This is a genomic window from uncultured Fretibacterium sp. (genome assembly GCF_963544685.1).
Classification (GTDB): Bacteria; Synergistota; Synergistia; order Synergistales; family Aminobacteriaceae; genus CAJPSE01.
Genome location: NZ_CAUUGJ010000023.1, coordinates 1 through 24,860 on the forward strand (window position 1 = coordinate 1; position 24,860 = coordinate 24,860).

Here is a 24,860-nt window from a genome sequence, read left to right on the forward strand (position 1 = left end):
AAGGTATACGCCTATCCCCAGGGTCATGGCCGGCACGTTCAGGACGTAGAGGACCGCCCCCAAGGCCAGCCCCAGCAGAAAGGCCGCAGTATTCGGAAGCCCGCCGACCATGGTAGAGACCGCGTAGGCCTGAGGGGCGGGAAGCTCGGTCCCGGGCCCCATCTTACCGAAAGCCTTGTGCATCACGACTAAGATCAGGGTGGAGACGATGGCGCCAACCACCCCTCCGACCGCCTCGGCTGCCAGCTGTGCCCGGGGATTCGTCCCGAGGATATGGCCGGACTTGAAGTCGTTGAGCACGTCCCCCGTCAGTCCGCAGGCCACTGCAACGATACCCGCGACGCAGAAAGCCTGCTCCATGCCCAACCCCGTTCCGAGAGAGGCGATCGCCCTGACCGGAAGCAGGACGATGATGCCGAAGATCTCCATCGGGTTGATGGCTGTCTGACCCGTGATTTGTGCAGCCATTGCAGTCGTGGCCCAGACGCCAAGGATAGTCAGAACGCTGCTCACGAGGCTCATATCCACGGCGTATGTCAAAACAAAGGCCAGAAGTGCCGGGATCGAGAATGCAAGGCGCGGGCCAATCATGCGATCCTGTGGAGTGTGCCCGCTCGGTAGGGGGCCATAGATCTCCCACACTCGGGGCAGGATACCCTTCAACAGGATACCGGCCCCCGTCCCCACCATCAATCCGATGCCGAGGCTGTCCTTGAAGGCGGATGCGACGGCGGCATTGGGGAAGACGCCCAGCGACACACCGGCGTAGATAAGCCCGACGAACCCGATCAGGGACCCCAGAAACCATATCCCGGTGTAGAGCGGGCCGATAAGATAGCCTATCCCCACCGCCATGGGGGCTACCCAGACCCCGAAGGGCATGCCCTTGGCAGCCAGCGGTGCGGAGACCCATATTGTCGGGATCTTCCCCAGTGCGTCCCTCAGCAGGGTGAAGATCGCCGCAGCCCCAAGGGTACCGAAGAGCGTGCGGGCCTTGCTCCCCTTTTCATCCCCCGCTAGAATGGTCTCGGAGGCAGCGATGCCCATCGGGAAGGGGAGCTGTTCCCGTTCGATGAAATAACCGCGGACCAAGGCCGTGAAGATGACTCCCAATAGGGTCCCGCTCAGGGTAACCGCCAGCAGCGCCGGAAAGTGCATGGGCGCCTCGGGGTTCAGCATGTGGAGGCCCGGCAGGGTGAAGGCCAGTCCGCCCGCTACCATTCCCCCGGCGGACATCGCCGTGTGCGTCACATTGATCTCGTTGACGTTGGTCCTTCCCATCCCCTTGAGCAGGGCCATGGACAGTACGGCGACAAAGATGGTGGGCCAGGGCAACGCACCCATCCGCAGCGCGACGTACACGGAGCTGGTCGTGATGACGACGGAACCCAGTGCCCCTATCAGAAGGCTGCGCAGCGTGAGCTGCTCCCCGAAGGGCACTTCGTGTTTTGCCGTCCCCGACTCTTCCTCGCAAGAGAGATCGTCCTGAGTCATATCGATTTGCCCCCTTTCCATGAACTCTATAAACTCTTATTTTCCACGAACTCCTGTTCCTTCGACGATCGGGCAAAGGAGCAGTGCCGAGGAAAAAGTATACGACATCCGCATCTCCCGAACGCCTTGGCGGGGACGAGGACTACACCGACAGCGACAGCAGGTTGCGCGATATGGGATAGGGCCAGATGTCGGCGGCTATGTTCACCTCGGCGGCGTCGCAGCGCTTTCGGATGGAGTCCATCAGGGGGATGGCCGTCCCGACGAGGAAGTCCGCCCTCTCCCTGACGGGGAGCTCCGCCATGCGTCCGCGGAGCTCGTTCAGCCTGTGGGTGTCCTCGATCAGGGCCGCCCTGGTCCGCCCCAGGCCGAGGATGTATTCCCGCCACGGCTCGCCCTCGGGGAACTCCATGCCGTCGAGGGCGGAGAGGGAGTTTTTCTCCAGGATCAGCTGCTTCGACAGGGCAGGCAGGATCCCCTCCCACAGCATGTCGTAGAGTATCGCCACCTCTATCTCCAGGCTTCTGACGAAGGCCTCCATGCGGATGTCGTGCAGGGCCTCCAGCTCGTGTTCGTGGAATACGCCCAGTTCTTCGAGCATCTTTTTGTTCTCCGGGAGCAGGAGGAGGTCGATCTTCCCCGGCATGTCCCCGGCCTGGATCAAACCCCGTTTTCTGGCCTCCTCGTGCCACTCCCGGGAGTAGGCGTCCCCCTCGAACAGGACGTCGCCTCCGCGCCGGACGGCCTCCTTCACCGCGTCCAGCGCCACGTCCATGGGGTCCTTGCCCCCCGAGCTGCGTTCCTCGATCATATCGGTCATCTGCTGCACCCCCCATGCCCAGAGCGACGCGAACATCGTCACGGGGAGGGCGATGGACTGCGATGCGCCGGGGGCCCGGAACTCGAACTTGTCGCCGGTGAAGGCCACGGGCGCCGTCCGGTTCCGGTCGCTGTCGTAGGGGATGATCGAGGGGAGCTTCGCGAGGCCGAGGTCCATCGGCCCCCTGTCCGGAAGGGAGACGTCCGCCTGGTCGAGCCGGGACAGGAGCTCGGTCAGGGCGGACCCCAGATATACGCTGGTGATGGAAGGGGGGGCCTCGTGGCCCCCGAGGCGGAACAGGTTGCCCGCCGTGGCCGTGGAGGCCTGGAGCAGGCTGTGGTACTTCGAGACCCCCAGCACGACGGCGGCCAGGAAGGTCAGGAACACGACGTTGCGCCGATGGCTGTGGGACGGCTTCAGGAGGTTGTTGCCCTCGCTGTCCATCAGGGATACGTTGACGTGCTTCCCGCTTCCATTCATCCCCTGGAAGGGCTTCTCGTGGAAGAGCAGGCGCAGGTCGTGCCGTCGGGCCAGTTTCCGCATCGTCTCCATGAGGATCTGGTTCTGGTCGCAGGCCGTGTTCGCATCGGAGAAGAGCGGGGCGAACTCGAACTGGCAGCGCGCCACCTCGTTGTGCCGCGTGGCGATGGAGATGCCGAGCCGCGCGAGGTCGCGCTCCACGTCCTCCATGTAGCTCAGGATGCGGGGCGGTATGGCGCCGAGGTAATGGTGGTCCAGCTTCTGGTCCTTCGCGGGCTGTGCGCCGATCAGCGTGCGGCCGCAGAACCGGATGTCCGGACGCCCCTGGGCGCGTGGACGGTCCAGGAGGAAGAACTCCTGTTCCGCGCCGACCGTCATGCGGACGCTGCGGATCCCCCTGCGTCCGAACAGCTTCAGGAGCTTGAGCGCACGTCCCTCGAGGGCGTCCAGGGCTCTGAGCAGGGGGGTCTTCAGGTCGAGCGGGGTCCCGTCGCAGGACAGGAACACCGAGGGGATGCAGAGCGTACCCCCTTTGGCGCTCTTCACGATGAACGCGGGGCTGCTGATGTCCCATGCGTTGTAGCCCCGAGCCTCGAAGGTGGATCGCTTCCCCGCCGAGGGGAAGGAGGAGGCGTCCGGCTCGCCCTGGATCAGGTCGCTTCCCCGGAACACGTCGATGGGGGTGCCGTCGGGGCCGGGCACGGTGAATGCCTGATGTTTCTCGGCCGTCATCTCGGTCTGAGGATGGAACCAATGCGCCCAGTGCGTCGCCCCGTGCGCGACGGCCCAGTCCCGCATCGCCATCGCCACGGTGTCCGCAAGACCCGCGTCCAGCTTTTGTCGGCCCTCCATCGCGGCGACAAGCCGCTCGTAGACGTCCTGGTTCAGCTTCTCCTTCATGGCCCTGCGGTCGAAGACCATGCTCCCGAAGATCTCCCGCACCGTCGGATATTTATCCCGCAACATCATCATCTCCAGATATCAAACATAAAAACACGGTGAAAAGCTGCTTGTTCTCGACATAATGATATTATAGCCTGTCGTCGAATCCATTTTAAGCGCGTGACTGCGTGTCCTTATGCGGAAATATTTCCATTGGATGGTTCCTCGGTCGCCCTCGTCTCATCGGAGGGGCGGGGCCATGCGCCGTATCCCCCGTAGAGTTTGAGCCCTCAATCTGAAGGGTGAAAATATAATTTGCAGATTTTGGTGGACAGATGCCTTCTTTCTCTATACAATCGGAGTGTTGACCCCTCGGCCCTGCCGGGCCGCCTCCATCTTCTATATATGTTCAGGAAGGAGCAGGTATTTCATGGAAAGTATTTTGGCACTACCCTTTTTCGAGGAACTCCTGAAATGGACCACTCAGGCAAACAGCTTTCTCTGGGGCACGAAATTCCTGATCCCCCTCCTCTGCGGGACGGGGATATTCTTCACCCTTCGGCTGGGGTTCGTCCAGGTCTCGAAGTTTGGGATGGCCTGCCGCAGGCTCTTCGGCAGCTTCTCGCTCTTCGGGGAGGCTGCGGGCAAGTCGGGAATGAGCTCGTTCCAGGCCCTGACGACGGCCATCGCCGCGCAGGTCGGAACGGGAAACCTGGTGGGGGCCATGACCGCCCTCGTCACCGGCGGCCCCGGGGCCATCTTCTGGATGTGGGTCGCCGCCTTCTTCGGCATGGCCACCAACTTCGGCGAGGCCTGCCTGGCGCAGCTCTATAAGGAGGAGGACGAGACGGGGCAGGTGGTCGGCGGCCCGGCCTACTACATCTCCCGCGGGCTCGGCAACGGGCCCGTCGCGAAGTTCCTCGCGGGCTTCTTCGCCGTCGCCATCATCCTGGCCCTCGGATTCATGGGCAACATGGTCCAGGCCAACTCCATCAGCGACGCCTTCAAGAACGCCTTCGACATCGACCAGGTCGTCGTCGGCATCGGCCTCGCCGTCATTGCCGGCGCCATCTTCATGGGTGGCGTGAAGCGCATCGCGGCCGTCACGGAGAAGCTCGTTCCCGTCATGGCTATCCTTTATATGGCTGCAGGGCTGGCCCTCATCGTCATGAACGCCTCCCATATCCCGACGGTGTTCGTGCAGATCTTCTCCTGCGCCTTCTCCGCCAAGGCGGTCTGGGGCGGGGCGGCCGGCGTCGCGGTGGCCACGGCGGCCCGCTACGGCATCGCCCGCGGCCTCTTCTCCAACGAGGCCGGCATGGGCTCGACGCCCCACGCCCACGCGGTGGCGAAGGTCAATCACCCCGTGGAACAGGGCGTGCTCGGCGTCATCGCCGTCTTCATCGATACCTTCGTCGTCCTGAACATCACGATCTTCACCGTCATGTCCTCCGGGATCCTCGATACGAACTTCAACGAGAAGGGCGAGCCCATCAAGAAGGGGATCGCCCTCGTCCAGGAGGCCTTCAAAGCGCACTTCATGGGGGAGTTCGGCTATACCTTCATCGCCATCTGCCTGCTGTTCTTCGCCTTCTCCACGATCATCGGCTGGTATTACTTCGGGGAGACGAACATCCGTTACCTCTTCGGCGCCAAAGGACTGCTTCCCTATCAGCTTATCGTCGTGCTGTGCATCCTGACGGGCAGCTGCCTGAAGATCGATCTGGTCTGGGAGCTCACGGACTTCTTCAACGGGATCATGGTCATTCCGAACCTCATCGCCCTGCTGCTCCTGAGCGGAAAGGTCGCCCAGCTCCTGAGGGAGTACAACGAGGGCAAACCCTTCGACCGCAATCGTCTGCTGTAACCGAGCCATCGGATCTTCAGGCTCCCCGCTGCCGGGCGGACAGGCCGTTCCCCTGTCCCTCCGAAAGCGGGGAGCTTTTTACTTGGGATATTGGGCCTCTGTCATAAAGTTCAGCGATACGTAATTTACCCTATTGCCGATCGCAAGGCGAAGGGCTAATATTTTCGCATAACAATTAGCACTCCGATAGCTTGAGTGCTGGCATAAATCAGGAGGGGATTTTTAATGAATCTCAAGCCGCTTGGAGACAGGATTGTCGTTAAGGTGCTCTCTCGCGAGGAGAAGACCAAGGGAGGCATCGTCCTTCCCGATACGGCCAAGGAGAAGCCGACGGAGGGCGAGGTCATGGCCGTCGGTTCCGGCAAGGTCCTGGACAACGGTCAGAAGCTGCCCGTCGAGGTGAAGGTGGGGGATCGCATCATCTTCAGCAAGTACGCGGGCACGGAGGTGAAGATCGACGGCGACGAGTACGTCATCTTCAGCGAGCGCGACGTTCTGGCTATCGTCGAGAAGTAGCACCATAAGTTTCTGACAGGAGGGACACCTATTATGGCTAAGATTCTTTCTTTCGGCGAGGATGCCCGCCGTGCAATGCTTCGCGGCATCGATAAAGTTGCGGATACGGTCGGTGTGACGCTTGGCCCCAAGGGGCGCAACGTGGTGCTGGAGAAGAAGTTCGGCTCTCCCACCATCACCAACGACGGCGTGACCATCGCCAAGGAGATCGAGCTCGAGGACCCGTTTGAGAACGCGGGCGCCCAGCTTCTCAAGGAAGTGGCGTCCAAGACCAACGACATCGCGGGCGACGGCACCACGACCGCCACGATCTTCTCCCGCGCCATCATCCGCGAGGGGATGAAGAACGTCGCCGCCGGAGCCAACGGCATGCAGATGCGTCAGGGGATCGAGAAGGCCATCGACTTCGTGGTCGACGAGCTGAAGAAGAAGTCCATCCCCGTCAAGGAGAAGGAGAAGATCGCCCAGGTCGCGGCCATTTCCGCCAACGACAGCGCCGTGGGCGCGCTGATCTCCGAGGCCATGAGCAAGGTGGGCGAGGACGGCGTCATCACCATCGAGGACAGCCAGACCGTCGGCACCACCCTCGAGATGGTGGAGGGCCTTCAGTTCGACAAGGGCTACATCAGCCCCTACATGGTCACCGACAGCGAGCGTATGGAGACCGGCTTCGACGACGCCTACATCCTGATTCACGACGGCAAGATCAGCAACATCAAGGACCTGCTTCCCGTCCTCGAGAAGGTCGTCCAGACCGGCAAGCCGCTGCTCATCATCGCCGAGGACGTCGAGGGCGAGGCCCTGGCCACGCTGGTCGTCAACAAGCTGCGCGGCGTCATGCAGGTCGCCGCGGTGAAGGCGCCCGGCTTCGGCGATCGCCGCAAGGCCATGCTGGCCGATATCGCCATCGTCACCGGCGGTCAGGTCATCAGCGAGGAGGTCGGCCTGAAGTTCGAGAACACCGAGCTCTCCATGCTGGGCAAGGCCAAGAAGGTCCGCATCACCAAGGAGGACACCACCATCACGCAAGGCGCCGGAAACTCCGAGGAGATCCGTAAGCGCGCCGCGCAGATCAAGAAGGAGATCGAGGACTCCACCTCCGACTACGACAAGGAGAAGCTGCAGGAGCGCCTGGCCAAGCTGGTGGGCGGCGTGGCCGTCATCCAGGTCGGCTCCGCTACGGAGACCGAGCAGAAGGAACTGAAGCACCGCATCGAGGACGCCCTCAACGCGACTCGCGCAGCCGTCGAGGAGGGAATCGTGGCCGGCGGCGGCGTTGCCGCGCTGAACTGCTCCGTTGCCCTCGAGCCCTTCGTCGAGAAACTGAAGGGCGACGTCCGGACGGGCGCTCAGATCGTCCTCAACGCCCTCAAGGCGCCCCTCTTCCTGATCGCCGAGAACGCCGGATACCAGGGCGACGTGGTGGTCGAGAAGGTTCGCACCCTTAAGGCCGGACAGGGGCTCGACGCCGCGACGGGCGAGTACACCGACATGATCTCCGTCGGCATCATCGACCCCGTGAAGGTCACCCGCTCCGCGCTTCAGAACGCGGGCTCCATCGCCGCGATGGTCCTGACGACCGAGGGTATCGTCGCCGACAAGCCCGAGAAGAAGGAGCCCATGCCGGGAGGCATGCCCGGCGGCATGGGCGGAATGGGAGACATGTACTAGACCTCCCGCGATACGTGAAGGCAAGAGAGCCCTGCGCCCCCGGCGCAGGGCTCTCTTTACGGGCGGGCAAAAGGCCTGGGACCGGCGGAGGTCCTGAAAGGCCGTTCGTCCGAATTACGTAGAACATTCTCGTACAGGCTTGCGAGCGGCCGGCGGCACGGGGCATGTTAAGATAGAGGAGAACCCGAGGCCCCGCGCTTTTTGCTGCGGGGGCTCGAAAACGTCTCGCAAAGCAGGTGTAGGACATGAAACGTTCTTTCGCTCGCGCTGTCGTTGCAGGACTGTCCGCGCTGACGGTCCTCTGCTCTTCCCTGCCCGCCTCGGCCATCGATATCGGCGACATCCTGAAGAAGGGTGCGCTCATCGTCGGAGGCGGAGCGGTGGTGACGGCCATAGCCGGCCCCATCAACGACTTCATCAACACGGTGACCCTCAACAAGGGGGCCAAGTTCCAGGGACATACGAAAGTGGTGCCCATCGTCTCGTTCGGAAGCGGCACGCATATCGGTGCGGCCCAGGTCGGGGGGCACTCCCGGACTGCGGTGAACAATACTCAGGCCGTCGCACAGCTGGAGGTCGATTTCAAAGGCGTGAGGGCCAAGATCCTCGTGCCCATCGATTCCCTCAATCCGGTCGAGCGTTTTCGTCGCGTTCAGGGCGTGGGGGTCACCGCGATCATCGACGTGAAGATCTGATTCTTTCCGGGGATGGGGGAACAAGAGGAGAGGGGCTCGCGGCCCCTCTCCTGGTATTCGCATCGGGGAGATGGGGTTGTCAGCCGGACCGGCCCCAGGACGCCGCTCCCGGTTTTTCGATGAGGTACGCCCAGGTCTTTCGGGGCAGGAAGTTCGACTGGCGCTTTGCGGATATCCTTTCCCTCACGGCGGTGCTGCGGAAAAACTCCTGCCAAAGCGCCTGGCAGACCTCCTCCTCGCGGGTGATTCTCAGATGGGCCGGGAGTGCCGCGTCCGTCAGAAACCAGCGTCCCGCCTCGTGCAGGGCTGCCCGCCCCCTGCCGGTGTCGTGGAGCACCCAGCGGGCAGGCAGCCTGCTGCGGAAGTGTCCGGCGAGGAGGGGCAGCACGTCGCAGTCCGGGGCAAAGGGGGCGTAATAGACCCCGCCCACATCCCGAAAACGGATGAGCCCCATCCAGCGGTGAAGCTCCCGGAACGAGCGTCTTGCAGCATGGAGGACGGCCCCCATGCATGGGGCCGCCAGGTCCGCTGCGGCCCTGGCCCCCTCCTTCCAGAGCCGAGAGAGGCAGCGCCACACCGCGAGGTCTATTCCCTTCTCCTCCGACATCAGGGCGAGAGAGGCTTCGGACATCCATCGTCGGCCCAGGCGCTCCTCCAGCACCGCGGCGGTCGCCTCCGCCAGGGAGGGGTCGCTCCTCACCTCCGTGCTGTCCAGCAGCACGCCGCTCGCCCCGTTCGGGGAAAAACGCAAAATGTCGTCGGGAAGGGCGCCGTCCCGGGCCGTCCTGTGCACGAGCGTCATCATCCCGTTCCAGGTGCCGTCGTAGACGTAGATCATCATCCCTCCTGCGGCGTGGGGAGGGTTTCCGGGAACGGCAGCCGGAGCTGGGGGGAGAAACGCCTTCCCTCCAGGATCGCCCGCAGCCCCTCCAAGGACGAGACGTATCCTGGCGCGGCCGACCTCTCTTCGAACCGCAGGAAGTGCTGGGCCCGTTTCATCGTGACGCCCAGGCGCCTGAGGTTGTCCCGGTCGAGCCGCCTCGCGCGCCGGGCCGTCAGGATGCGCCTGGCGGAGGTCACCCCGATGCCGGGTACCCGCAGGAGCGTCTCGTACTCCGCCCGGTTGGGGTCCACGGGAAAGAGATCCATGTGGCGCAGGGCCCAGGCGCTCTTGGGGTCCAGCCGTTCCTCGAGGTTCGGGTGGGCCTCGTCCACGATCTCGTCCGCGCGGAATCCATAGAAACGCAGGAGCCAGTCCGCCTGATAGAGACGATGTTCGCGCAGCAGGGGGGGCGCGGCGTTCAGGGCCGGCAGGGTGGGGTTGTCGTTGACGGGGACGTAGGCGGAGTAATAGACGCGTTTCAGCCCCATGCGGCCGTAAAGCCCCTCCGAAAGGCGCAGAAGGGTCAGGTCGGGCTCGGGCGTGGCCCCGACGATCATCTGGGTGCTCTGACCGGCCGGGGCGAAGGAAGGAGCCTTTTTCGCCGGACGGCGTTCCGAGGTTCGCTCCTCGATTCTTCCGCTGATGTACTTCATGGGGGTAAAGATGGACCCGGCGCTCTTCTGGGGCGCCCAAAGCCCCAGGCTGCGCTCCGTGGGAAGCTCGACGTTGACGCTCACGCGGTCGGCCAAGCGCCCCAGGACATCGACCAGCTCGTGGGAGGCCCCGGGGATGACCTTGGCGTGGACGTAGCCGCCGAAGCCGAACTCGCGCCGCAGCAGCGCGACCGTTCGGACGAGATCGAGCATGGTGTCGTCGGGGCTGCGCCGCACCGCGGAACTGAGGAAGAGTCCCTCGATGTAGTTGCGCCTGTAGAAGGCGGCCGTGATCTCCGCGACCTCCCGCGGCGTGAAGGAGGCGCGCGGCACGTCGTTGCTGCGGCGGTTGATGCAGTAGGCGCAGTCGTAAATGCAGTCGTTGGTGAGCAGCAGCTTCAGCAGGGAGACGCAGCGCCCGTCGTCGGACCACGTGTGGCAGACGCCCGCAGGGCAGGCATGGCCCAGCCTGCCCCTTCTTCCGCCGCGGTTCGACCCGCTGGATGCGCAGGAGACGTCGTATTTCGCTCCCTCTGTCAGGATGCTCAGTCGGCTCTGCAGGTCATGCCCCATCGCGGTCCCCTCCGTCGTGCCGATAGATGATCTACCACATTCGTCGCAACTTAATGCGTCGTTATTATAGCAGACCGGGGCCGCGTATGAAAAACGGGGCTCCGATGCCCCGAATAAAAAAGCGAGGGCCCCGGCATGGAGCCCCCGCATGACAAACAACTTGGAACAGGGATGCGCGTTCAGGGCAGCTTGGCCGACGTCATGGCCTTCATGATCATCTCCGCGGCCTCGCCTCGGGTCACGGGCCGGCCGAAATGGAACTCCCGCTCCGATTTGTAGAGGTCCAGGATGCCGAGCGGCGACAGGGCTTCCACGGCCGGAGCGTTGGGGTGTTTGGAGGAGGCGAAGAACGAACCCTTGCCCTTGGCTCTGGGGAAGGCCTCGGGATCGGAGAAGCCGAAGGTGTCGCAGAGGGCCTTGGCGAACCTTCCCCGGTTCACGAAGGCGTCGGTTTTGTCCCCGAGCTCGGGGAGGAGTCCGAGCGATGTCCCGGACGCCTTGCGGGCCTTTTCCATCATGGAGACTGTCTCGGCCCATGTGAGGATCTCGTCGATGCCGAAGGTCCCCTTGTCGTGCCCCTTGATGATGGCCATGGACAGGACGGGATCGTCGAGGTCGCTGATGTCGTAGGACGGAGCGTGAGGCGGTTCTATCGGGGTGATCAGGCCGTGGACGCTGGCGATCTGCGCGGCGTTGTAGCGGGGGTGTTCGGGGGGGACGTCCGAGTACTTGCAGAGCGACAGGACGACCCCTGCCTCCAGCAGGGCGCGCTGGACCCGAACGGCGGGCAGGTCGCGGGGCCGGACGCCCTCGCGTACGGAGAGGGCCGCAAGCGCCCCCGCGGCCTGGCCGGTCATCATGCAGATGGGCTGAAGGCGCAGGGCCCCGGCGGCGAGGCGCGTCATGGAGAGGTTCTTCTCGGCCGCCAGAAGCCCGTCGGTGTCCCGGGGGATGAGCGTGCGCAGGGGAACCTGAAACGGCCCCCGGGGTCGGTTGATCTGGGTGGAGGCCGCCTTCTCGTCGAACTTCCACTCCATATCCGAGTCGGTGTCCGCGCCGTGCAGGTCCAGGATATAGCCTCCGATCGCGATGGCGTCGGGGAATTCGTGGCTGGTCTGACCGTCGCGATAGCTCAGGGAGTTCTGCAGCAGCTCCGAGGAGGTCAGGGTGTAGTTCCCGACGATACGCCGCGATTCCCGGACGTAGGGGATGGCCGGCATCCGCCGCACGATCTCCAGCCATTCGTCCGGGAGCCCCTCGGCGGCCCGGGGCAGGACGGGATGGTGGTATTCGTCGTCGGCGACGGACCAGTTCTCCCCCAGCTCGTTTTGCATGTAATAGATGTAGTGGAGGGTCTTGATCAGGGCGTCCCGCTCCACCCTGCTGCGAAGGTCCGGGTTTTCGAGGTAGCCCGTGGGCAGTCCGCGCTTCCCCTCCCAGCCGTACTTTCCCGGGTAGTCGTTGCCCCAGTTGACGCCGCACTTCGATATATGGGGCCAGTTCTCGCGGTTCGCGTCGTACCCCCAGTAGTTGGAGGAGTCGGGAAGGCCGCGGTAGGCGTTGTGGCTGACGACGTTGACGGGGAGCGTCACGGGGTAGACGCCCTTGAAGTCCATGCCGTCCGGTGTGACGTAGCTCTCGTAATTGCGCCGCGCCAGCTCGTACCCGGGCAGGGGCGTGAGCACGCGCAGATGGTCCGGAATGCCCTCGGGGTATTTCTGGATGATGGCGACCCACGTGATGTCCTGAATCATGGCGTTGGGGTCGACGAAGGGGGAGATGGAGTTGCCGGCGCGGTACTCGGCATGAGCCAGGGGCAGGACATCGCCGTATTCCGTCGCGTCGATGAGGACGCGGCAGGCGACTTTCCGTGTGCCTCCGGCGTTCCTCACCGTCACTCCCCGGACCGTATTCTTCTCCATGGATACCGCGGCGACCTCCGAGGAGAGGAGGATGTCCAGGGTGTTCCTGCCCCCGGCACGGGCGTCGTCGACCAGCTCGTAGAGCATGCGCTGCCCGATGTGAGGCTCGAAGGCGACGCTGCGTGCATCCCAGTAGCACGTGCCCGTGGACTTGCCCATGGGCTCGTAATAACCCTGGACCTTGGACAGAAGTTCAAGGTAGAGTCCGCTGCGAAGACGGCTCAGGTCGTCCATCGTCGAGACCCCCGCGGCCGTCGCCTGCCCGCCGATCCAATCGCTCGGTTCCACGACGAGGACGCTGGCCCCGAGCCGCGCGGCCTGGATGGCGGCCGCGATGCCTCCGAAGCCCCCTCCCGCGACGACCACGTCGTAATCCCGCCTGCCGATGTGCTGAACGCTTTTGGCCTCCGCAGCGCCATCGAGGGACGCGAAGCCCGCCAACAACGCCAAAAAGAGGAATGTCGAAAAGACTCCCGCCGTACGACGCTTCACTGCTCTCGAGACGCTCAGGGAACTCAAAAGAAAACCTCCTGCCATGAAAGGTGGAAAACGGAGCATTTTTCCGCTTGTTATTGCTCTATCCGCTATTCGCCGCTGAGGCACACGCGTATCGTGCCGGCTGCGTACCGGGAGAAGGAGAAACGATGTCCCTTGGCTATCCAGTAGTATTCGTTCCTGCCCGTATCGAAACGGGGCATGGACCCGTACTTCTTCTGTCCCTGCCGCATCAGCTCGTCCATCGCGCGCAGCAGGTCGATGTTGCGCTCGAAGCGGCGGGAGAGATCGATCCTGTAGGCCGCGTCCTTCACCAGATAAATTTCGATGCCCATCTCCCCGTGCAGCCAGGAGCTGCGGAGAAGGTCGTCTCCACCTCCGACGGGGGTCGTCTCCGCCGGAGGCCCCAGAAGGGCTTCGGCGTCCTTCGCGGTCATGCCGGGAGACAGCTTCCCGGCCAGCTGCAGAAGGTCCTCGGCCGCGCTGGCGGCTAGGGCGGGGGCGCGGCCCGGCAGAAGCAGGAGACAGACAAAGAGAAAAACGATTCGCCGCAGGGGGGGGGCGGTATGGTTCCGTCCCGAGTCGTTCCGGTTCATGGAGGCTCACTCCGTCCTTTCGAACGCCGATTGATATCGACAATGCCGATGATAAAATGCGGGACACGACAAAAATAGATCATACACCATCCCCGGAAAAATTTCCTCATGGACCTCCCTCCGCGGTATAATAAATATTGTAGGATCATGGAGCGGGGAGATGGACAAAATCGTGTCCGTTCGTAAAATAGACGAATATTATATGAGCCGTGCGCTATCCCTGGCCTCCCGCGGACAGGGAGCCGCCTCGCCCAACCCGATGGTGGGCTGCGTGATCGTCCGCGACGGCCAGGTGATCGGGGAGGGGTATCATGCCCGCTGCGGCTCGGAGCACGCGGAGGTCGCGGCGCTCGGGGATCTCGCCCGCCGGGGCGGGACGGCCCGCGGCGCCGTAGTCTACGTCAATTTGGAGCCCTGCAGCCATTTCGGCAGGACGCCGCCCTGTGCGCCTCGCCTCGTCGAGGAGGGGGTCGCACGCGTCGTGGCGGGCATGGCGGACCCCAACCCCAGGGTGAATCGCGGAGGGTTGGAGATCCTGCGCGAGGGGGGCGTCGAGGTCGACGGGCCGTGCCTCGAGTCCGAGTGCCGTTGGCTGAACCGCGGTTTTATCCGGGTGCAGACCCTGGGACGCCCATGGGTGACGCTCAAGGCCGCGGCGGGGCTTGACGGCCGCATGGCGCTTCCCCATGGCGAGAGCCGGTGGATAACGGCTCCCGAGTCCCGTCAGTGGGCGCATCGGATGCGCGCCTCTCACGATGCCGTCATGGTGGGGGTGGGGACGGTGCTGCAGGACGACCCCGAGCTGACCGTACGCGACGCGGAGGGGGAAAGCCCCCTTCGGGTCGTGGTGGATTCCCGTCTCTCGACCCCCGTCTCCGCAAAGGTGGTGACGGGGTCGGGAGGCTGTCTGATCTTCACCTGCTGTGAGGACCCCGCCAGGGCGGACGCACTGACGGCCGCAGGGGCGCGGGTCCGCAGGGTGCCCGAGCGCGGCGGGAGGGTGGACCTCGAGTCGGTGCTGTCGTCCCTGGCCGAAGAGGGGGGCCTGAGCCTCATGGTCGAGGGGGGCGCAGGGGTCCTGACGGCGTTTATGGAGCTTGGGCTTGCGGACAGCCTGGCCCTCTTCACCTCGTGCCGCATCATGGGGGAGGGGCCGGGAATCGGGACGGGCCTGCGTTTGGGCGCCATGTCCGAGTCCCTCCTTTTGCGGGACGCGACGGTGCGCCGGGTGGGGCCCGATTTTCTGACGGAGGCGCTTTTTTCATGTTCACCGGGCTTGTAGAGGCGGTCGGCGCGGTGCGCGCCTTTCGCAGGGCGGAGGAGGTCTCTTTGCTGTCCATCGAGTGCCCCGCCCTGGCGTCCGAGCTGGTGCTGGGGCAGTCCGTGGCGGTGAGCGGCGCATGCCTTTCCGTCGTGGCCCTGCACGGGGACGTCTTCGACGTGGAGATGATGCCGGAGACCGCGGAGCGCACGTGGTTCGCCGACCTGAGGCCGGGGACCCTCGTCAACCTGGAGCGGGCCATGGCCCTGGGGGATCGGCTGGACGGGCACCTGGTCCTGGGGCATGTCGACGGGACCTCCGTCCTGAAGCGCCTCTCGGGGACCGGGCGGACCCGGGTGGCCTGTTTCGGCGCCGAGCCGCCGCTGCTGAGGGGGATCGTCCCCAAGGGGTCGGTTGCGATAGACGGCGTCAGCCTGACCGTCATCGGCGTCTCCGCCTCGGATTTCTCCGTCGGTCTCATCCCGACGACGCTCGAGTCCTGTACCCTGGGGCGGATGGCGGTGGGGACCGTCGTGAACCTGGAGACCGACATTTTGGGCAAGTACGTGGAACGCCTTCTGGGATCTCGAGGCTCCGGAATGCGTCTGTCGATGGAGGAGCTGAGAGACCTTGGATACTGAAGTGCGGAATTGGGAAGCGGGATCGGTCTTCAACACGGTCGAGGAGGCGATCGAGGACATCCGCCAGGGGCGTATGGTCCTCGTCGCGGACGACGAGAACCGGGAGAACGAGGGCGACCTTATCGTGGCCGCGGCGCACGCGACGGCGGATAACGTCAACTTCATGGCCCGGTATGCACGGGGCCTGATCTGCGCCCCCGTGTCGGGGGAGATCGCCCGAAGGCTGCGTCTCGACCCCCTGACCGCGCACAGCACGGGCAGGAAGTCCACCGCGTTCCTGGTCACGGTGGACGCCCGTGAGGGGACGACGACGGGGATCTCGGCGGAGGAGCGTGCCCTTACGGCCCGCCTCCTGTCCGATCTCGAAGCCCGTCCCGAGGATTTCCTGCGCCCCGGGCACCTCTTCCCCCTGGAGGCCCGCGAGGGCGGCGTCCTGGTGCGCGCCGGCCATACCGAGGCCACGGTCGACCTCGTGCGACTGGCCGGGCTGCCCGCCGCCGGGCTCTGCTGCGGGGTGATGAACGACGACGGGACCATGGCGCGGCTTCCGGACCTGATCGCGTTCGCGAAACGGCATGGGCTGAAGTTCGTCGCGGTGAAGGACCTCATCGCCTGGCGTTGCGCCCGGGAGAAGCTGGTCGAAAAGCGGGTCGAGGTCAATCTCCCGACGGACTTCGGCCTCTTCTGCGTCCACGCCTACCGCAGCAAATTGCAGGACGACGACGCGCATACCCACGTCGCCTTGGTCAAGGGGGACATCTCGGGGCCGAACCCCGTCCTGGTTCGGGTGCACAGCGAGTGCTTCACCGGGGATATCTTCGGTTCCCTGCGCTGCGACTGCGGCCCTCAGCTCCATGCGGCCCTCTCCATGATCGAGAAGGAGGGCGCGGGCGTTCTGCTCTACATGCGGCAGGAGGGGCGCGGCATCGGCCTGCTCAACAAGCTGAGGGCCTACCGGCTGCAGGACGAGGGGATGGATACGGTCGACGCCAATGTGGCGCTGGGCTTCCCCCCGGACCTCCGGGACTACGGCACGGGGGCGCAGATTCTCATGGACCTCGGGCTGAGGAGGATTCGGCTGCTGACGAACAACCCCAAGAAGGTGATCGGCCTCGGGGGATACGGGCTCGAGATCGTGGACCGGGTCCCTCTGGTGATCGAGCCGAACGAGTACAACGAGAGGTATATGCGGACCAAGGAGCTGCGGATGGGGCACGTGCTGCACGGGATCTGAACGTAGCTTTTTACTTGCAGGGGAGCCTGCTCCCTTGGCGGGGGCGGAGCCCCTGAATGGGGTTGTTTATCGAGTCGTTTAAGGAGGCTTATCTGCGATGCGGACGATAGAGGGAAAATTGCTGGGAACGGGGCTTTCCGTGGCGATCGTGGTCTCCCGATTCAACGACCTGATCTCCGAAAAGCTGCTGGAGGGGGCCAAGGACGCGCTTCTGCGCCACGACGTGTCCCATCAGGCCGTGGAGGTCTTCAGGGTTCCGGGGGCCTGGGAGCTGCCCCTGGCGGCCAAGGAGCTGGCCCTGAGCGGCAAGTACGACGCGATCATCGCCCTGGGGGCGGTCATACGGGGCGACACGCCGCACTTCGACTACGTCTCCGCCGAGATGTCGAAGGGGCTGGCGCAGGTGGGGCTGGAGCACCGGGTTCCGGTGGTCTTCGGCGTCCTGACCTGCGATACCCTGGAGCAGGCCCTGCTCCGCGCGGGCAGCAAGGCGGGCAACAAGGGGGCGGACAGCGCGCACACCGCCATCGAGATGGCCAACCTGCTGAGGAATATCCGCCTTTCCGGGGGGGCGAAGGGGGAGCTGCGCGATGCTTGACCTGCGCTGGATCCTCGCGAACCGCGAGGAGGCGGAACGCTGTTTGAGGAACCGACGGCACGATTTCGACCTCGGCGTCCTGGAGTCGCTGGACGGAAGGCGCCGCAGGCTGATCGCCGAGACCGAGGAACTGAAGGCCCGGAGGAACGAGGGGTCCCGTAAGGTCGGGGAGGCGAAGCGGTCGGGGACGGACGCGTCCGCCCTCATGGAGGAGATACGCCTCATGGGGGACGGCATCCGGGAGCGGGATTCCGCCCTCGCGGAGGTCGAGGACGAGCTGAAACGCATCCTGATGACCCTGCCCAACCGCCTGCACGAGAGCACGCCCGTGGGCGCGGACGAGAACGACAATCCCGTGGTGCGCTCCTGGGGCGCGCCGAAGGACTTCGGCTTCGAGCCCAAGCCCCATTGGGAGCTGGCCGAGGATCTGGGGATCATGGACTTCGAGAAGGGCGTCATGCTCGCCCAGAGCCGGTTTACCCTCCTGAGGGGCATGGGGGCCCGGATGGAGCGGGCGCTGATCTCCTTCATGCTGGGCCTGCACACCACCCGGCACGGCTACATGGAGATGGAGCCGCCCTTCATGGTGCGCTCCGAGATCCTGGAGGGGACGGGACAGCTTCCGAAGTTCGCGGAGGACCTCTATCGGATAGAGGGGGAGGACCTCTGGATGATCCCGACCGCGGAGGTGCCCCTGACGAATCTGCACCGGGGGACGATCCTGGAGGAGTCCGACCTTCCGAAATATTACACGGCCTATACCCCATGTTTCCGCCGGGAGGCCGGCTCGGCGGGGCGCGACGTCCGGGGGATGCTGCGCCAGCATCAGTTCGACAAGGTGGAGATGGTCAAGCTCTGCACACCGGAGACGAGCTACGAGGAGCTGGAGAAACTGACGGCGAATGCGGAGAGGGTGCTGCAGCTTCTGGAACTGCCCTACCGCGTCGTGGCGCTCTGCTCCGGCGACATCGGGTTCGGGGCGGCCAAGACCTACGACCTCGAGGTGTGGCTTCCCTCTCAGGGCAAGTACCGTGAGATCAGCTCCTGCAGCAATTGCGAGGACTTCCAGGCCCGCCGCATGGATACGCGCTACCGGCCGGCCGGCGGGGGGCGGCCCCGCTTCGTCCACACCCTCAACGGATCCGGTGTGGCGATTGGACGGGCGTTGATAGCCGTTCTGGAGAACGGCCAGGCTCAGGACGGAAGCATCAGGATCCCGGAGGCGCTCGTCCCCTATATGGGCGGCGTGGCCGAGCTCCGAAGGAACTAGGGGGCGTCTCGGTGGCCGGCTATGCGGCGATGGTGGCGGGGTGCGGCGCCGCGGCGCTGCTCTGCGTCGGGGTCCAGTATTGCGCGAAGCGGATGCTGGAGCCCCGCCAGTACGGCTATTTCCGCGACCTTCTGCTGGCGGGGTGCTGGATGCTCATGGCGCTGTGGTTTGGCGACGTCAACGCCCGTATCGTGGTGGGAGGCGCCTTTCTGGCCGGGATCGCAGGCCTTGGCGAGGATCTGTACTCCGACCGGCGCTGGCGCCTGGGCTACCTTCTGATCGGCCTCTTCTGCGCGCTCGCCGGTCCCTCGATCGCCTTCCTGAGGTTCGCGGATGGGGAGTATGTCTACTTGACGCCCCTGGCCTCGCTGGTCGCCACAACCCTCTGGTTCACCCTGTTTCCCCTGTTGTTTCGTCATCTGGACGAGATTCCGGGGCTGCTGGGCCATATCCTCGCCGTCACGTTCTCGCTCATGCTCATGGCGGTGCTGCTGATGGGGCGACCCGCGGCCGATGCGTTCTTCATGGCCTTTTCGGGGATGGCCCTGCTCGGCGCCTTCTGGAGCCGGTTCGGCAATGCCTACAGGCAGGCGGGGCATGCCATGTCCGCGATGTGGAGCGTCCTCGCGGCCGGGACGGCGGTGCTGGGCGGCAGCAAGGGCATCGTCTTCAGCTCCATGCTCTTTCTCTCCCTGGGGCTCTTCGCGATTCCCCTGGCGGAGGTCTCGCTGCACTGGGCCAGCATGTTCTTCACGGAGCATCCCTACGGGACGGAACGGCTTTACCGCCGCATGATCGCCCGGGGCCTCGAGCACCCCGACGCCGTTCGGTTCGTCGCGGGGCTCTGTGCGCTCGTGAGCATCGCCGCGGCGCTCCTCCAGTCTCCGACGACCTACCGGGCCTGGGGTTGGTGGCTGGCCGCCGGGCTCTGTTCCCTGGGGGTGGTGCTGCCCCTCCTGCTGCGCCGCCGGTCCCGGTCGCCGATGAATGGGGAGAAGCCGTCGCTCTGGGGTGTTCGGATCGACAACGTCTCCATGAATTACGCGGTGTCCCGGGCGCGGGGGCTGATCCTGAGCCCCGGGGAGGAGGCCCGGCTCGTCGCGACCGTCAACGCCCTGGGGATGGAGGAGGCCGTGCGGGACCCCGACTACCGGGCGGCCCTTGGCGATGCCTCCATGGTCCTGGCGGATGGGGTCGGGCTCCTCTGGGGAATGCGCTTTCTGGGCATGTCCCTGCAGGAACGGGTGACGGGGATCGATTTTGCCGAGCAGCTCTGCCGCGTCGCGGCGGTCGAGGAGTGGCCCGTATACTTTCTGGGCGCCAGGGGGGACACGGCCGCGGCCTGCGCGGAGGCCCTCTCGGTGCGCTGTCCCGGGCTGATCGTCGCGGGCGCGCGGGACGGGTACTTCGACGTCGAGGACGCGGCCGTGGCCGACGCCGTCGCGTCGAGCGGCGCGCGCATCCTCCTGGTTGCGATGGGCCTCCCCCGGCAGGAGAAGTGGGTTGCGCTTCATAAAAAACGACTGGGCGGCCTCCTGGCGGTAGGGGTGGGGGGCGCCTTCGACGTGTTTGCCGGCCGCCTCTCCCGGGCTCCGGCCCTGGTGCAGAGGATCGGGATGGAATGGTTCTACCGGCTCTGTCAGGAGCCGGGCCGCTGGAGTCGGGACCTGAGGCTGGCGTCCTTCGTCCTCCGCGTCCTGGCGACGCGCCTGGGGCTGTACGGGAGAGGGGCGCCTCGCTGAGCGCAGGTTCGGCGCGGCGCAAGCGCGACGTCAAGACGTAAAAATGAAGATCGTCGTCCTGGCCGTCGGCAGGCTCAGGGAGAAAAGGCTGGCCTCCCTGGCGGACGAGTATCTGGCGCGGATTCGGCCCGCGGGGCTCGTCGGCGTGGAGCGGGTGCCCGACGTCGCCGCCGCCCGGCCGGTGGAGGCGGTCGAGCGCGAGGGGCAGGAGCTCTTGAAGCGCATCCGGCCTCGGGACTGCGTCGTGTTGCTCCGGGAGGACGGGACGGAACGGTCCAGCCGGGAGCTGGCCTCCTTTCTCTCCGAGAGGATGGAGGCGACGGCGGGACGCGTGGTGATGATCGTCGGCGGCCCCTGGGGCACGAGCCGCGGGCTGGGGGACCGGGCCGACGCCCTCCTGTCCCTCTCCCGCATGACGTTTACGCACGAGATGTGTTTCCTCTTCCTCGCCGAGCAGCTGTACCGCGCCTTTTCGATCCTGGCGGGGACGGGATATCATCATTAAAAATTAACATGGGGGCGTTGTCCCCGTATGAACTCAGGAGGTTTTCGCAGGTGAAGCTGAACAACATGATGAAGCAGGCCCAGAGGATGCAGGCCCAGATGATGGAGATCCAGGAGAAGCTCGGGGAGGAGACCGTCGAGGCCAGCGTCGGAGGCGGGATGGTCAAGGCCGTCTTTACGGGGCAGGGCGCCCTGGTGGAGATCCGCATCGACCCCGAGGTGATCAAGCCCGAGGAGCGGGAGATGCTGGAGGACCTGGTGACTGCGGCGGTCAACGAGGGGCTGCTGAAGAGCAAGGAACTGGCGAACGCCCGGATGGGCGCCGTCACCGGCGCCCTGGGCTCGCTGGGGCTGGGCTTCTAGGGCGCGCTCCTTGGACCCGATCGCCCGCCTGATCTCCCATTTCACGAAGTTTCCGGGCGTGGGGAACAAGAGCGCCCGGAGGATGGTCTTCTACCTTCTGAAACAGGACGCCGCGCAGCTCAGGGAGCTTGGCGCGGGCATCGCCTCTCTCAAGGACGACCTTCACACCTGCAGCGAGTGCGGAAACATATCGGACGGGGATCCCTGTCCGATATGCCGCGACGCCCTGCGGGACCGCAGGACGCTCTGCGTCGTGGAGAACATCGACGACCTCGTCTCCTTCGAACAGGCCGGCATCTACAACGGGCTCTATCACGTGCTGGGGGGCAGGGTCTCCCCGTTCGACGACGAGGACCTGAGCCCGGAGAGCGTGGAGTTCCTTCTGAGGCATATCCGGGACCTGAGGGCCGAGGAGGTCATCATCGCGACGAACCCCCGCATGGAGGGCGACCTCACCTACTATGCCCTTCTGGACATCCTGCGGGGGCTCGACGGCCCGGAGGAAAAGTCGGGTGGGAAGCTCAGGGTCACGCGCCTTGCCTTCGGGCTTCCGGTCGGAGGCTCCATAGAGTTTGCGGACCGCATGACGCTCCATACGGCGCTCGAGTCCCGGACGACGGCCCTGCGGGACTGACGGGTACGGAACCGTAAGGACGGGCTCACGAGGATGAGAGCATGAAGAGGAGATCATGAGGTCGAGACCGTGAAGCGTTTTTCGTTTCTGATCGTTGCGGGAGGAAGCGGGAGCCGCATCGGCGGGGAGAGGAAGCAGTTCCGGCTCCTGGAGGGGCGGCCGCTGTGGCGCTGGAGCGCGGACCTGGCGGCGTCCCTGTGGCGCGACGGGATCGCGGAGGTCGTCCTGGTCCTTCCCCGCAACGAGGTTGCCCCTCAGTCCTGGCCGGAGTCCGGTCCCATCCCGCTCCGTCTGGCCGAGGGGGGGGCCTCGCGGCCGGAGTCCGTCATGAACGGCCTTGCGGCCTGCTCTTGCGATTACGTGATGGTGCATGACGCGGCCCGTCCCCTCGTGAGCGGGGGCCTGCTGAAAAAACTGATGGAGGCGACGGACGAGCGATTCGGGGCCGTTCCCGTCCTGCCGGTCGCCGAGGCGGTCAAGCGCATCGACGCGGGGGGCCGCGTCGGCTCTGTGGACCGCGAGGGGCTCTTCACGACCCAGACGCCCCAGTCCTTTTTTCGCAAAAGGCTGGCGTCCGTCCTGGAGAGGTACGGGGCGTCCGTCAAGGACGAGGCCGAGGCCTGGCTTGCCGCGGGGCTGGAGCTTCGATGTCTGGAGGGGGAGCGCTTGAATTTCAAGGTTACGTGGCCGGAGGACCTGCGCGTGGCGAGGGCTCTGGCCCGTGAGCGTGGAGGGGGGGCGGTCCGTACCGGCCTGGGGTACGACGTGCACCGCCTGGTTCCGGAGCGTCCGCTGATCCTGGGAGGGGTCCGCATCGAGGACTCCCCCCTGGGGCTTCTCGGGCACTCGGACGCGGATCTCCTGGCCCATACCGTCTCGGACGCCCTGCTTGGGGCGGCGGGCCTGCCGGATATCGGCAATCTGTTCCCCGCCTCGGACGGGGCCTATCGGAACGCGGACAGCATGGAGCTGCTGCGGCGCGTCGTGGAGAGGGTCCGGGAGGAGCGATGGAACGTCGTCTGGGTGGATGCGGTGATTCAGGCCCAGATCCCGCGCCTGAACGTCCACCTGCCCGAGATGCGGTCCCGGCTCTCGGCGCTGCTGAACCCCGGCGGCCCGAACTGCGTCAACCTCAAGGCGAAGTCCGCGGAGGGGACGGACGACCCCGGCCTGGGACGCTCCATGACCTGCTGGGCGGCCGCGACCCTGGCCCGCGAGGGGGTGGAGGAGTGATCCGGACGCGCTTCGCCCCCTCGCCCACGGGGGAGCTCCACATCGGAGGGGCCCGGACGGCGCTCTTCAATTTCCTGCTCGCCCGCTCGGCGGGGGGGCAGGGCCGGTTTGTCCTTAGGATCGACGACACGGACGCGGAACGCTCGCGCAGGGAGTTCGAGTTCAAGCTGATGGAGGACCTTCGCTGGCTCGGGCTGGATTGGGACGAGGGGCCGGATGGCCCCGGAGGCGTCCCCTGTCGGCAGAGCGAACGCCTTGGCCTCTATGCGGAATGGATGCTCAGGCTTCGCGAGGCGGGCGCCATCTACCCCTGCTTCTGCTCGGACGAACGGCTCGGCGCCCTGCGCCGGGATCAGGCGGCCCGAGGCGAGCCGCCGCGCTACGACGGGCGCTGCCGGGCGTTATCCTCCGGAGAGGCCAAGCGCCGCATCGCCTCCGGTGAAAAACCGTGCTGGCGTTTCGCGCTGGGGAGCGAGTCCATCGTCTTCGAGGACGCGGTGCGGGGCCGTCAGGTCTTCCCGGCGGGGACCATAGGGGACTTCGTCCTGGAGCGGAGCGACGGCATGCCCACCTACCTCTTCGCCTCCGCCGTGGACGACCTCGCGATGGAGATCACGCATGTGGTGCGGGGGGACGAGCACGTCCCCAACACGGCGCGCCAGTTGGCGATCCTGGACCGGCTGGGCTGCCCCCGTCCCGTCTTTGCGCACATCCCCATGATCCTGTCGGCGGACCGGCAGAAGCTCAGCAAGCGGACGGGGTCGACCTCCATCCGGGAGTACCGGGAGCGGGGTTTCCTCCCCGAGGGGCTTGTCGCCTATCTGGCGACCCTGAGCTGGTCCCCCGGGGACTCCGTCTCCCCGTTCTCGTTGGAGTCGCTCGCCGGAGCCTTTTCTCTCGACCGTATCTCCCGCTCCTCCCCCCTGCACGACGAGTCCCACCTGCTGCACTGGCAGAGGGAGGCGATGCGCCGAAGGGGGACGGCCCGCATCCGGCAGGAGATTGCGGAGCGGGATCCCCGGTTCGGGGTTCTTGGGGACCGGCTCGATGTCCTGATAGGGGACCTCCTGGACGAGCATCCCCTTACGGGGGAGCTGGAGCAGGCCCTGGCGTTTCTCGTGGAGCGGCCGACCGGCGAGAAAACGGAGTGGATGCCGATCCTGGCATCCGCCCTGGGGAAGCTGGAGCCCTGGACCGAGGAGGAATTGAACGGCCTGCTGCGCGCGTTCATGAGGGAACGGGGAATGAAGGGAAAGGAGTTCTTCCATCCCTTGAGGCTCCTGCTGACGGGACGGGAACGGGGGGCCGCGCTGCCGCTTGTCCTGCTCGCCCTGGGGCGCGAGGAGGCCGTGTCCCGTCTTGCGGGCTGATGCCTGGGAGGTCATGATGAGCGTCGTCTATTCGCGCAACAGATTTTTTGACGTGGAGAACTGGACGGGGGCCGAGGTGCTCGGAGGCTTTGAGGACGTGGTGCACGTCGACGACGCTTCCGACCTGACCGTCTTCGAGGCCTATGAGGTTTCGATCGAGGATTCCTGGCCGAGCTTCATCCGGGACCAGTCCCTGTGACCGGTCTGTTCCGATAGGGATGCAGGAACCGGTCCCGCTCGGGATTACCGGGGCGGAGCTTGCTGGAACTTTTCTTATCGGTCTGTCCCGTCCGGCCCCTGGCCGCCCCACTCGACGAGGGTGAAGCCCTTTCGGACGAAGGGCGTCAGCTCCTGCTGTGGAACGGAGATCGGGACATTCAGGGGCCGGTAGGCCATGAAGACGCGCAGGACGCTGTCGGGCCTCGGTGTGACGGCCAGCGGGGCGGAGTCGGTGTAGTTCCTC

23 protein-coding genes are annotated in these 24,860 nt (G+C 65.5%); 16 read left to right on the top strand and 7 right to left on the bottom strand.

Features of this window, described 5'->3' with window-relative positions; all coding sequences use genetic code 11:
- Together ABLA28_RS03720 and ABLA28_RS03725 are read right to left on the bottom strand one after the other, a co-directional pair.
- Positions 1 to 1,494, bottom strand: a 1,494-nt coding sequence (locus tag ABLA28_RS03720; RefSeq protein ID WP_347712573.1) for an OPT/YSL family transporter, incomplete at its 3' end; no start/stop codon positions are given.
- 142 nt (positions 1,495 to 1,636) lie between these two features.
- On the bottom strand, positions 1,637 to 3,760 hold the full coding sequence (locus ABLA28_RS03725; protein ID WP_347712574.1) for a glutamine synthetase III: 2,124 nt from the start codon (positions 3,758 to 3,760) through the stop codon (positions 1,637 to 1,639).
- A gap of 346 nt (positions 3,761 to 4,106) precedes the next feature.
- Here ABLA28_RS03725 and ABLA28_RS03730 point away from each other — a divergent pair, with 346 nt between their 5' ends.
- The 4 genes from ABLA28_RS03730 to ABLA28_RS03745 all read left to right on the top strand — a co-directional run bounded on the left by ABLA28_RS03730 (position 4,107) and on the right by ABLA28_RS03745 (position 8,425).
- Positions 4,107 to 5,543: a sodium:alanine symporter family protein gene (locus ABLA28_RS03730; protein WP_347712575.1), complete on the top strand. Its 1,437-nt coding sequence runs from the start codon at positions 4,107 to 4,109 to the stop codon at positions 5,541 to 5,543.
- 225 nt (positions 5,544 to 5,768) lie between these two features.
- A complete protein-coding gene (gene groES, locus ABLA28_RS03735) occupies positions 5,769 to 6,059 on the top strand; it encodes a co-chaperone GroES (RefSeq protein ID WP_299077598.1) in 291 nt (96 codons plus the stop codon).
- A 33-nt stretch (positions 6,060 to 6,092) separates the two neighbouring features.
- Positions 6,093 to 7,730 (top strand): chaperonin GroEL, encoded by a 1,638-nt coding sequence (groL, locus tag ABLA28_RS03740; RefSeq protein WP_299299677.1) that lies wholly within the window; start codon positions 6,093 to 6,095, stop codon positions 7,728 to 7,730.
- A 245-nt stretch (positions 7,731 to 7,975) separates the two neighbouring features.
- The gene (locus tag ABLA28_RS03745; protein WP_314717990.1) at positions 7,976 to 8,425 is read left to right on the top strand and encodes a hypothetical protein; all 450 of its coding nucleotides are present in this window, start codon (positions 7,976 to 7,978) and stop codon (positions 8,423 to 8,425) included.
- Between the two features lie 79 nt (positions 8,426 to 8,504).
- Here the strand turns inward: ABLA28_RS03745 and ABLA28_RS03750 are convergent, their stop codons facing one another.
- The 4 genes from ABLA28_RS03750 to ABLA28_RS03765 form a co-directional block, all read right to left on the bottom strand.
- Positions 8,505 to 9,263, bottom strand: coding sequence for a TIGR03915 family putative DNA repair protein (locus ABLA28_RS03750; RefSeq protein ID WP_347712576.1), 759 nt, complete (start codon positions 9,261 to 9,263; stop codon positions 8,505 to 8,507).
- On the bottom strand, positions 9,263 to 10,534 hold the full coding sequence (locus tag ABLA28_RS03755) for a putative DNA modification/repair radical SAM protein (protein ID WP_347712577.1): 1,272 nt from the start codon (positions 10,532 to 10,534) through the stop codon (positions 9,263 to 9,265). Before ABLA28_RS03755 ends, ABLA28_RS03750 begins: the two co-directional genes overlap by 1 nt.
- Positions 10,535 to 10,713: 179 nt before the next feature.
- Positions 10,714 to 12,975 carry an FAD-dependent oxidoreductase gene (locus ABLA28_RS03760; RefSeq protein ID WP_347712578.1) on the bottom strand — a complete coding sequence of 754 codons (2,262 nt, stop codon included), beginning with the start codon at positions 12,973 to 12,975 and terminating at the stop codon, positions 10,714 to 10,716.
- Positions 12,976 to 13,040: 65 nt separating this feature from the next.
- Positions 13,041 to 13,547 carry a hypothetical protein gene (locus ABLA28_RS03765; RefSeq protein ID WP_299299671.1) on the bottom strand — a complete coding sequence of 169 codons (507 nt, stop codon included), beginning with the start codon at positions 13,545 to 13,547 and terminating at the stop codon, positions 13,041 to 13,043.
- Between the two features lie 160 nt (positions 13,548 to 13,707).
- On the opposite strand from ABLA28_RS03765, the gene ribD reads away from it, so the two are divergent.
- The 12 genes from ribD to ABLA28_RS03825 all read left to right on the top strand — a co-directional run bounded on the left by ribD (position 13,708) and on the right by ABLA28_RS03825 (position 24,596).
- On the top strand, positions 13,708 to 14,829 hold the full coding sequence (gene ribD, locus ABLA28_RS03770) for a bifunctional diaminohydroxyphosphoribosylaminopyrimidine deaminase/5-amino-6-(5-phosphoribosylamino)uracil reductase RibD (protein ID WP_347712579.1): 1,122 nt from the start codon (positions 13,708 to 13,710) through the stop codon (positions 14,827 to 14,829).
- Positions 14,811 to 15,449, top strand: coding sequence for a riboflavin synthase (locus ABLA28_RS03775; RefSeq protein WP_347712580.1), 639 nt, complete (start codon positions 14,811 to 14,813; stop codon positions 15,447 to 15,449). The genes ribD and ABLA28_RS03775 overlap by 19 nt, the downstream gene beginning before the upstream one ends.
- On the top strand, positions 15,439 to 16,683 hold the full coding sequence (locus ABLA28_RS03780) for a bifunctional 3,4-dihydroxy-2-butanone-4-phosphate synthase/GTP cyclohydrolase II (RefSeq protein ID WP_347712581.1): 1,245 nt from the start codon (positions 15,439 to 15,441) through the stop codon (positions 16,681 to 16,683). The genes ABLA28_RS03775 and ABLA28_RS03780 overlap by 11 nt, the downstream gene beginning before the upstream one ends.
- Positions 16,684 to 16,780: 97 nt before the next feature.
- Entirely contained in the window at positions 16,781 to 17,281 is a 501-nt protein-coding gene (gene ribE, locus ABLA28_RS03785) for a 6,7-dimethyl-8-ribityllumazine synthase (protein WP_299075629.1), read from the top strand.
- Positions 17,274 to 18,551: a serine--tRNA ligase gene (serS, locus tag ABLA28_RS03790; protein ID WP_347712582.1), complete on the top strand. Its 1,278-nt coding sequence runs from the start codon at positions 17,274 to 17,276 to the stop codon at positions 18,549 to 18,551. Before ribE ends, serS begins: the two co-directional genes overlap by 8 nt.
- 11 nt (positions 18,552 to 18,562) lie before the next feature.
- A complete protein-coding gene (locus ABLA28_RS03795; RefSeq protein WP_347712583.1) occupies positions 18,563 to 20,293 on the top strand; it encodes a WecB/TagA/CpsF family glycosyltransferase in 1,731 nt (576 codons plus the stop codon).
- Positions 20,294 to 20,336: 43 nt separating this feature from the next.
- The gene (locus ABLA28_RS03800) at positions 20,337 to 20,798 is read left to right on the top strand and encodes a 23S rRNA (pseudouridine(1915)-N(3))-methyltransferase RlmH (protein WP_347712584.1); all 462 of its coding nucleotides are present in this window, start codon (positions 20,337 to 20,339) and stop codon (positions 20,796 to 20,798) included.
- Positions 20,799 to 20,848: 50 nt separating this feature from the next.
- Positions 20,849 to 21,160, top strand: a complete 312-nt coding sequence (locus tag ABLA28_RS03805; protein WP_299075692.1) for a YbaB/EbfC family nucleoid-associated protein — start codon at positions 20,849 to 20,851, stop codon at positions 21,158 to 21,160.
- Between the two features lie 10 nt (positions 21,161 to 21,170).
- A complete protein-coding gene (gene recR, locus ABLA28_RS03810; protein ID WP_299301548.1) occupies positions 21,171 to 21,794 on the top strand; it encodes a recombination mediator RecR in 624 nt (207 codons plus the stop codon).
- 69 nt (positions 21,795 to 21,863) lie between these two features.
- Positions 21,864 to 23,027 carry a 2-C-methyl-D-erythritol 2,4-cyclodiphosphate synthase gene (gene ispF, locus ABLA28_RS03815; RefSeq protein ID WP_347712585.1) on the top strand — a complete coding sequence of 388 codons (1,164 nt, stop codon included), beginning with the start codon at positions 21,864 to 21,866 and terminating at the stop codon, positions 23,025 to 23,027.
- Complete coding sequence (gene gltX / locus ABLA28_RS03820; protein ID WP_347712586.1) at positions 23,024 to 24,397, top strand: glutamate--tRNA ligase; 1,374 nt, start codon at positions 23,024 to 23,026, stop codon at positions 24,395 to 24,397. Before ispF ends, gltX begins: the two co-directional genes overlap by 4 nt.
- On the top strand, positions 24,387 to 24,596 hold the full coding sequence (locus ABLA28_RS03825) for a hypothetical protein (RefSeq protein WP_299301555.1): 210 nt from the start codon (positions 24,387 to 24,389) through the stop codon (positions 24,594 to 24,596). Before gltX ends, ABLA28_RS03825 begins: the two co-directional genes overlap by 11 nt.
- 74 nt (positions 24,597 to 24,670) lie before the next feature.
- On the opposite strand, the gene ABLA28_RS03830 is transcribed toward ABLA28_RS03825, so the two are convergent.
- Positions 24,671 to 24,860, bottom strand: a 190-nt coding sequence (locus ABLA28_RS03830; RefSeq protein ID WP_347712587.1) for a hypothetical protein, incomplete at its 5' end; no start/stop codon positions are given.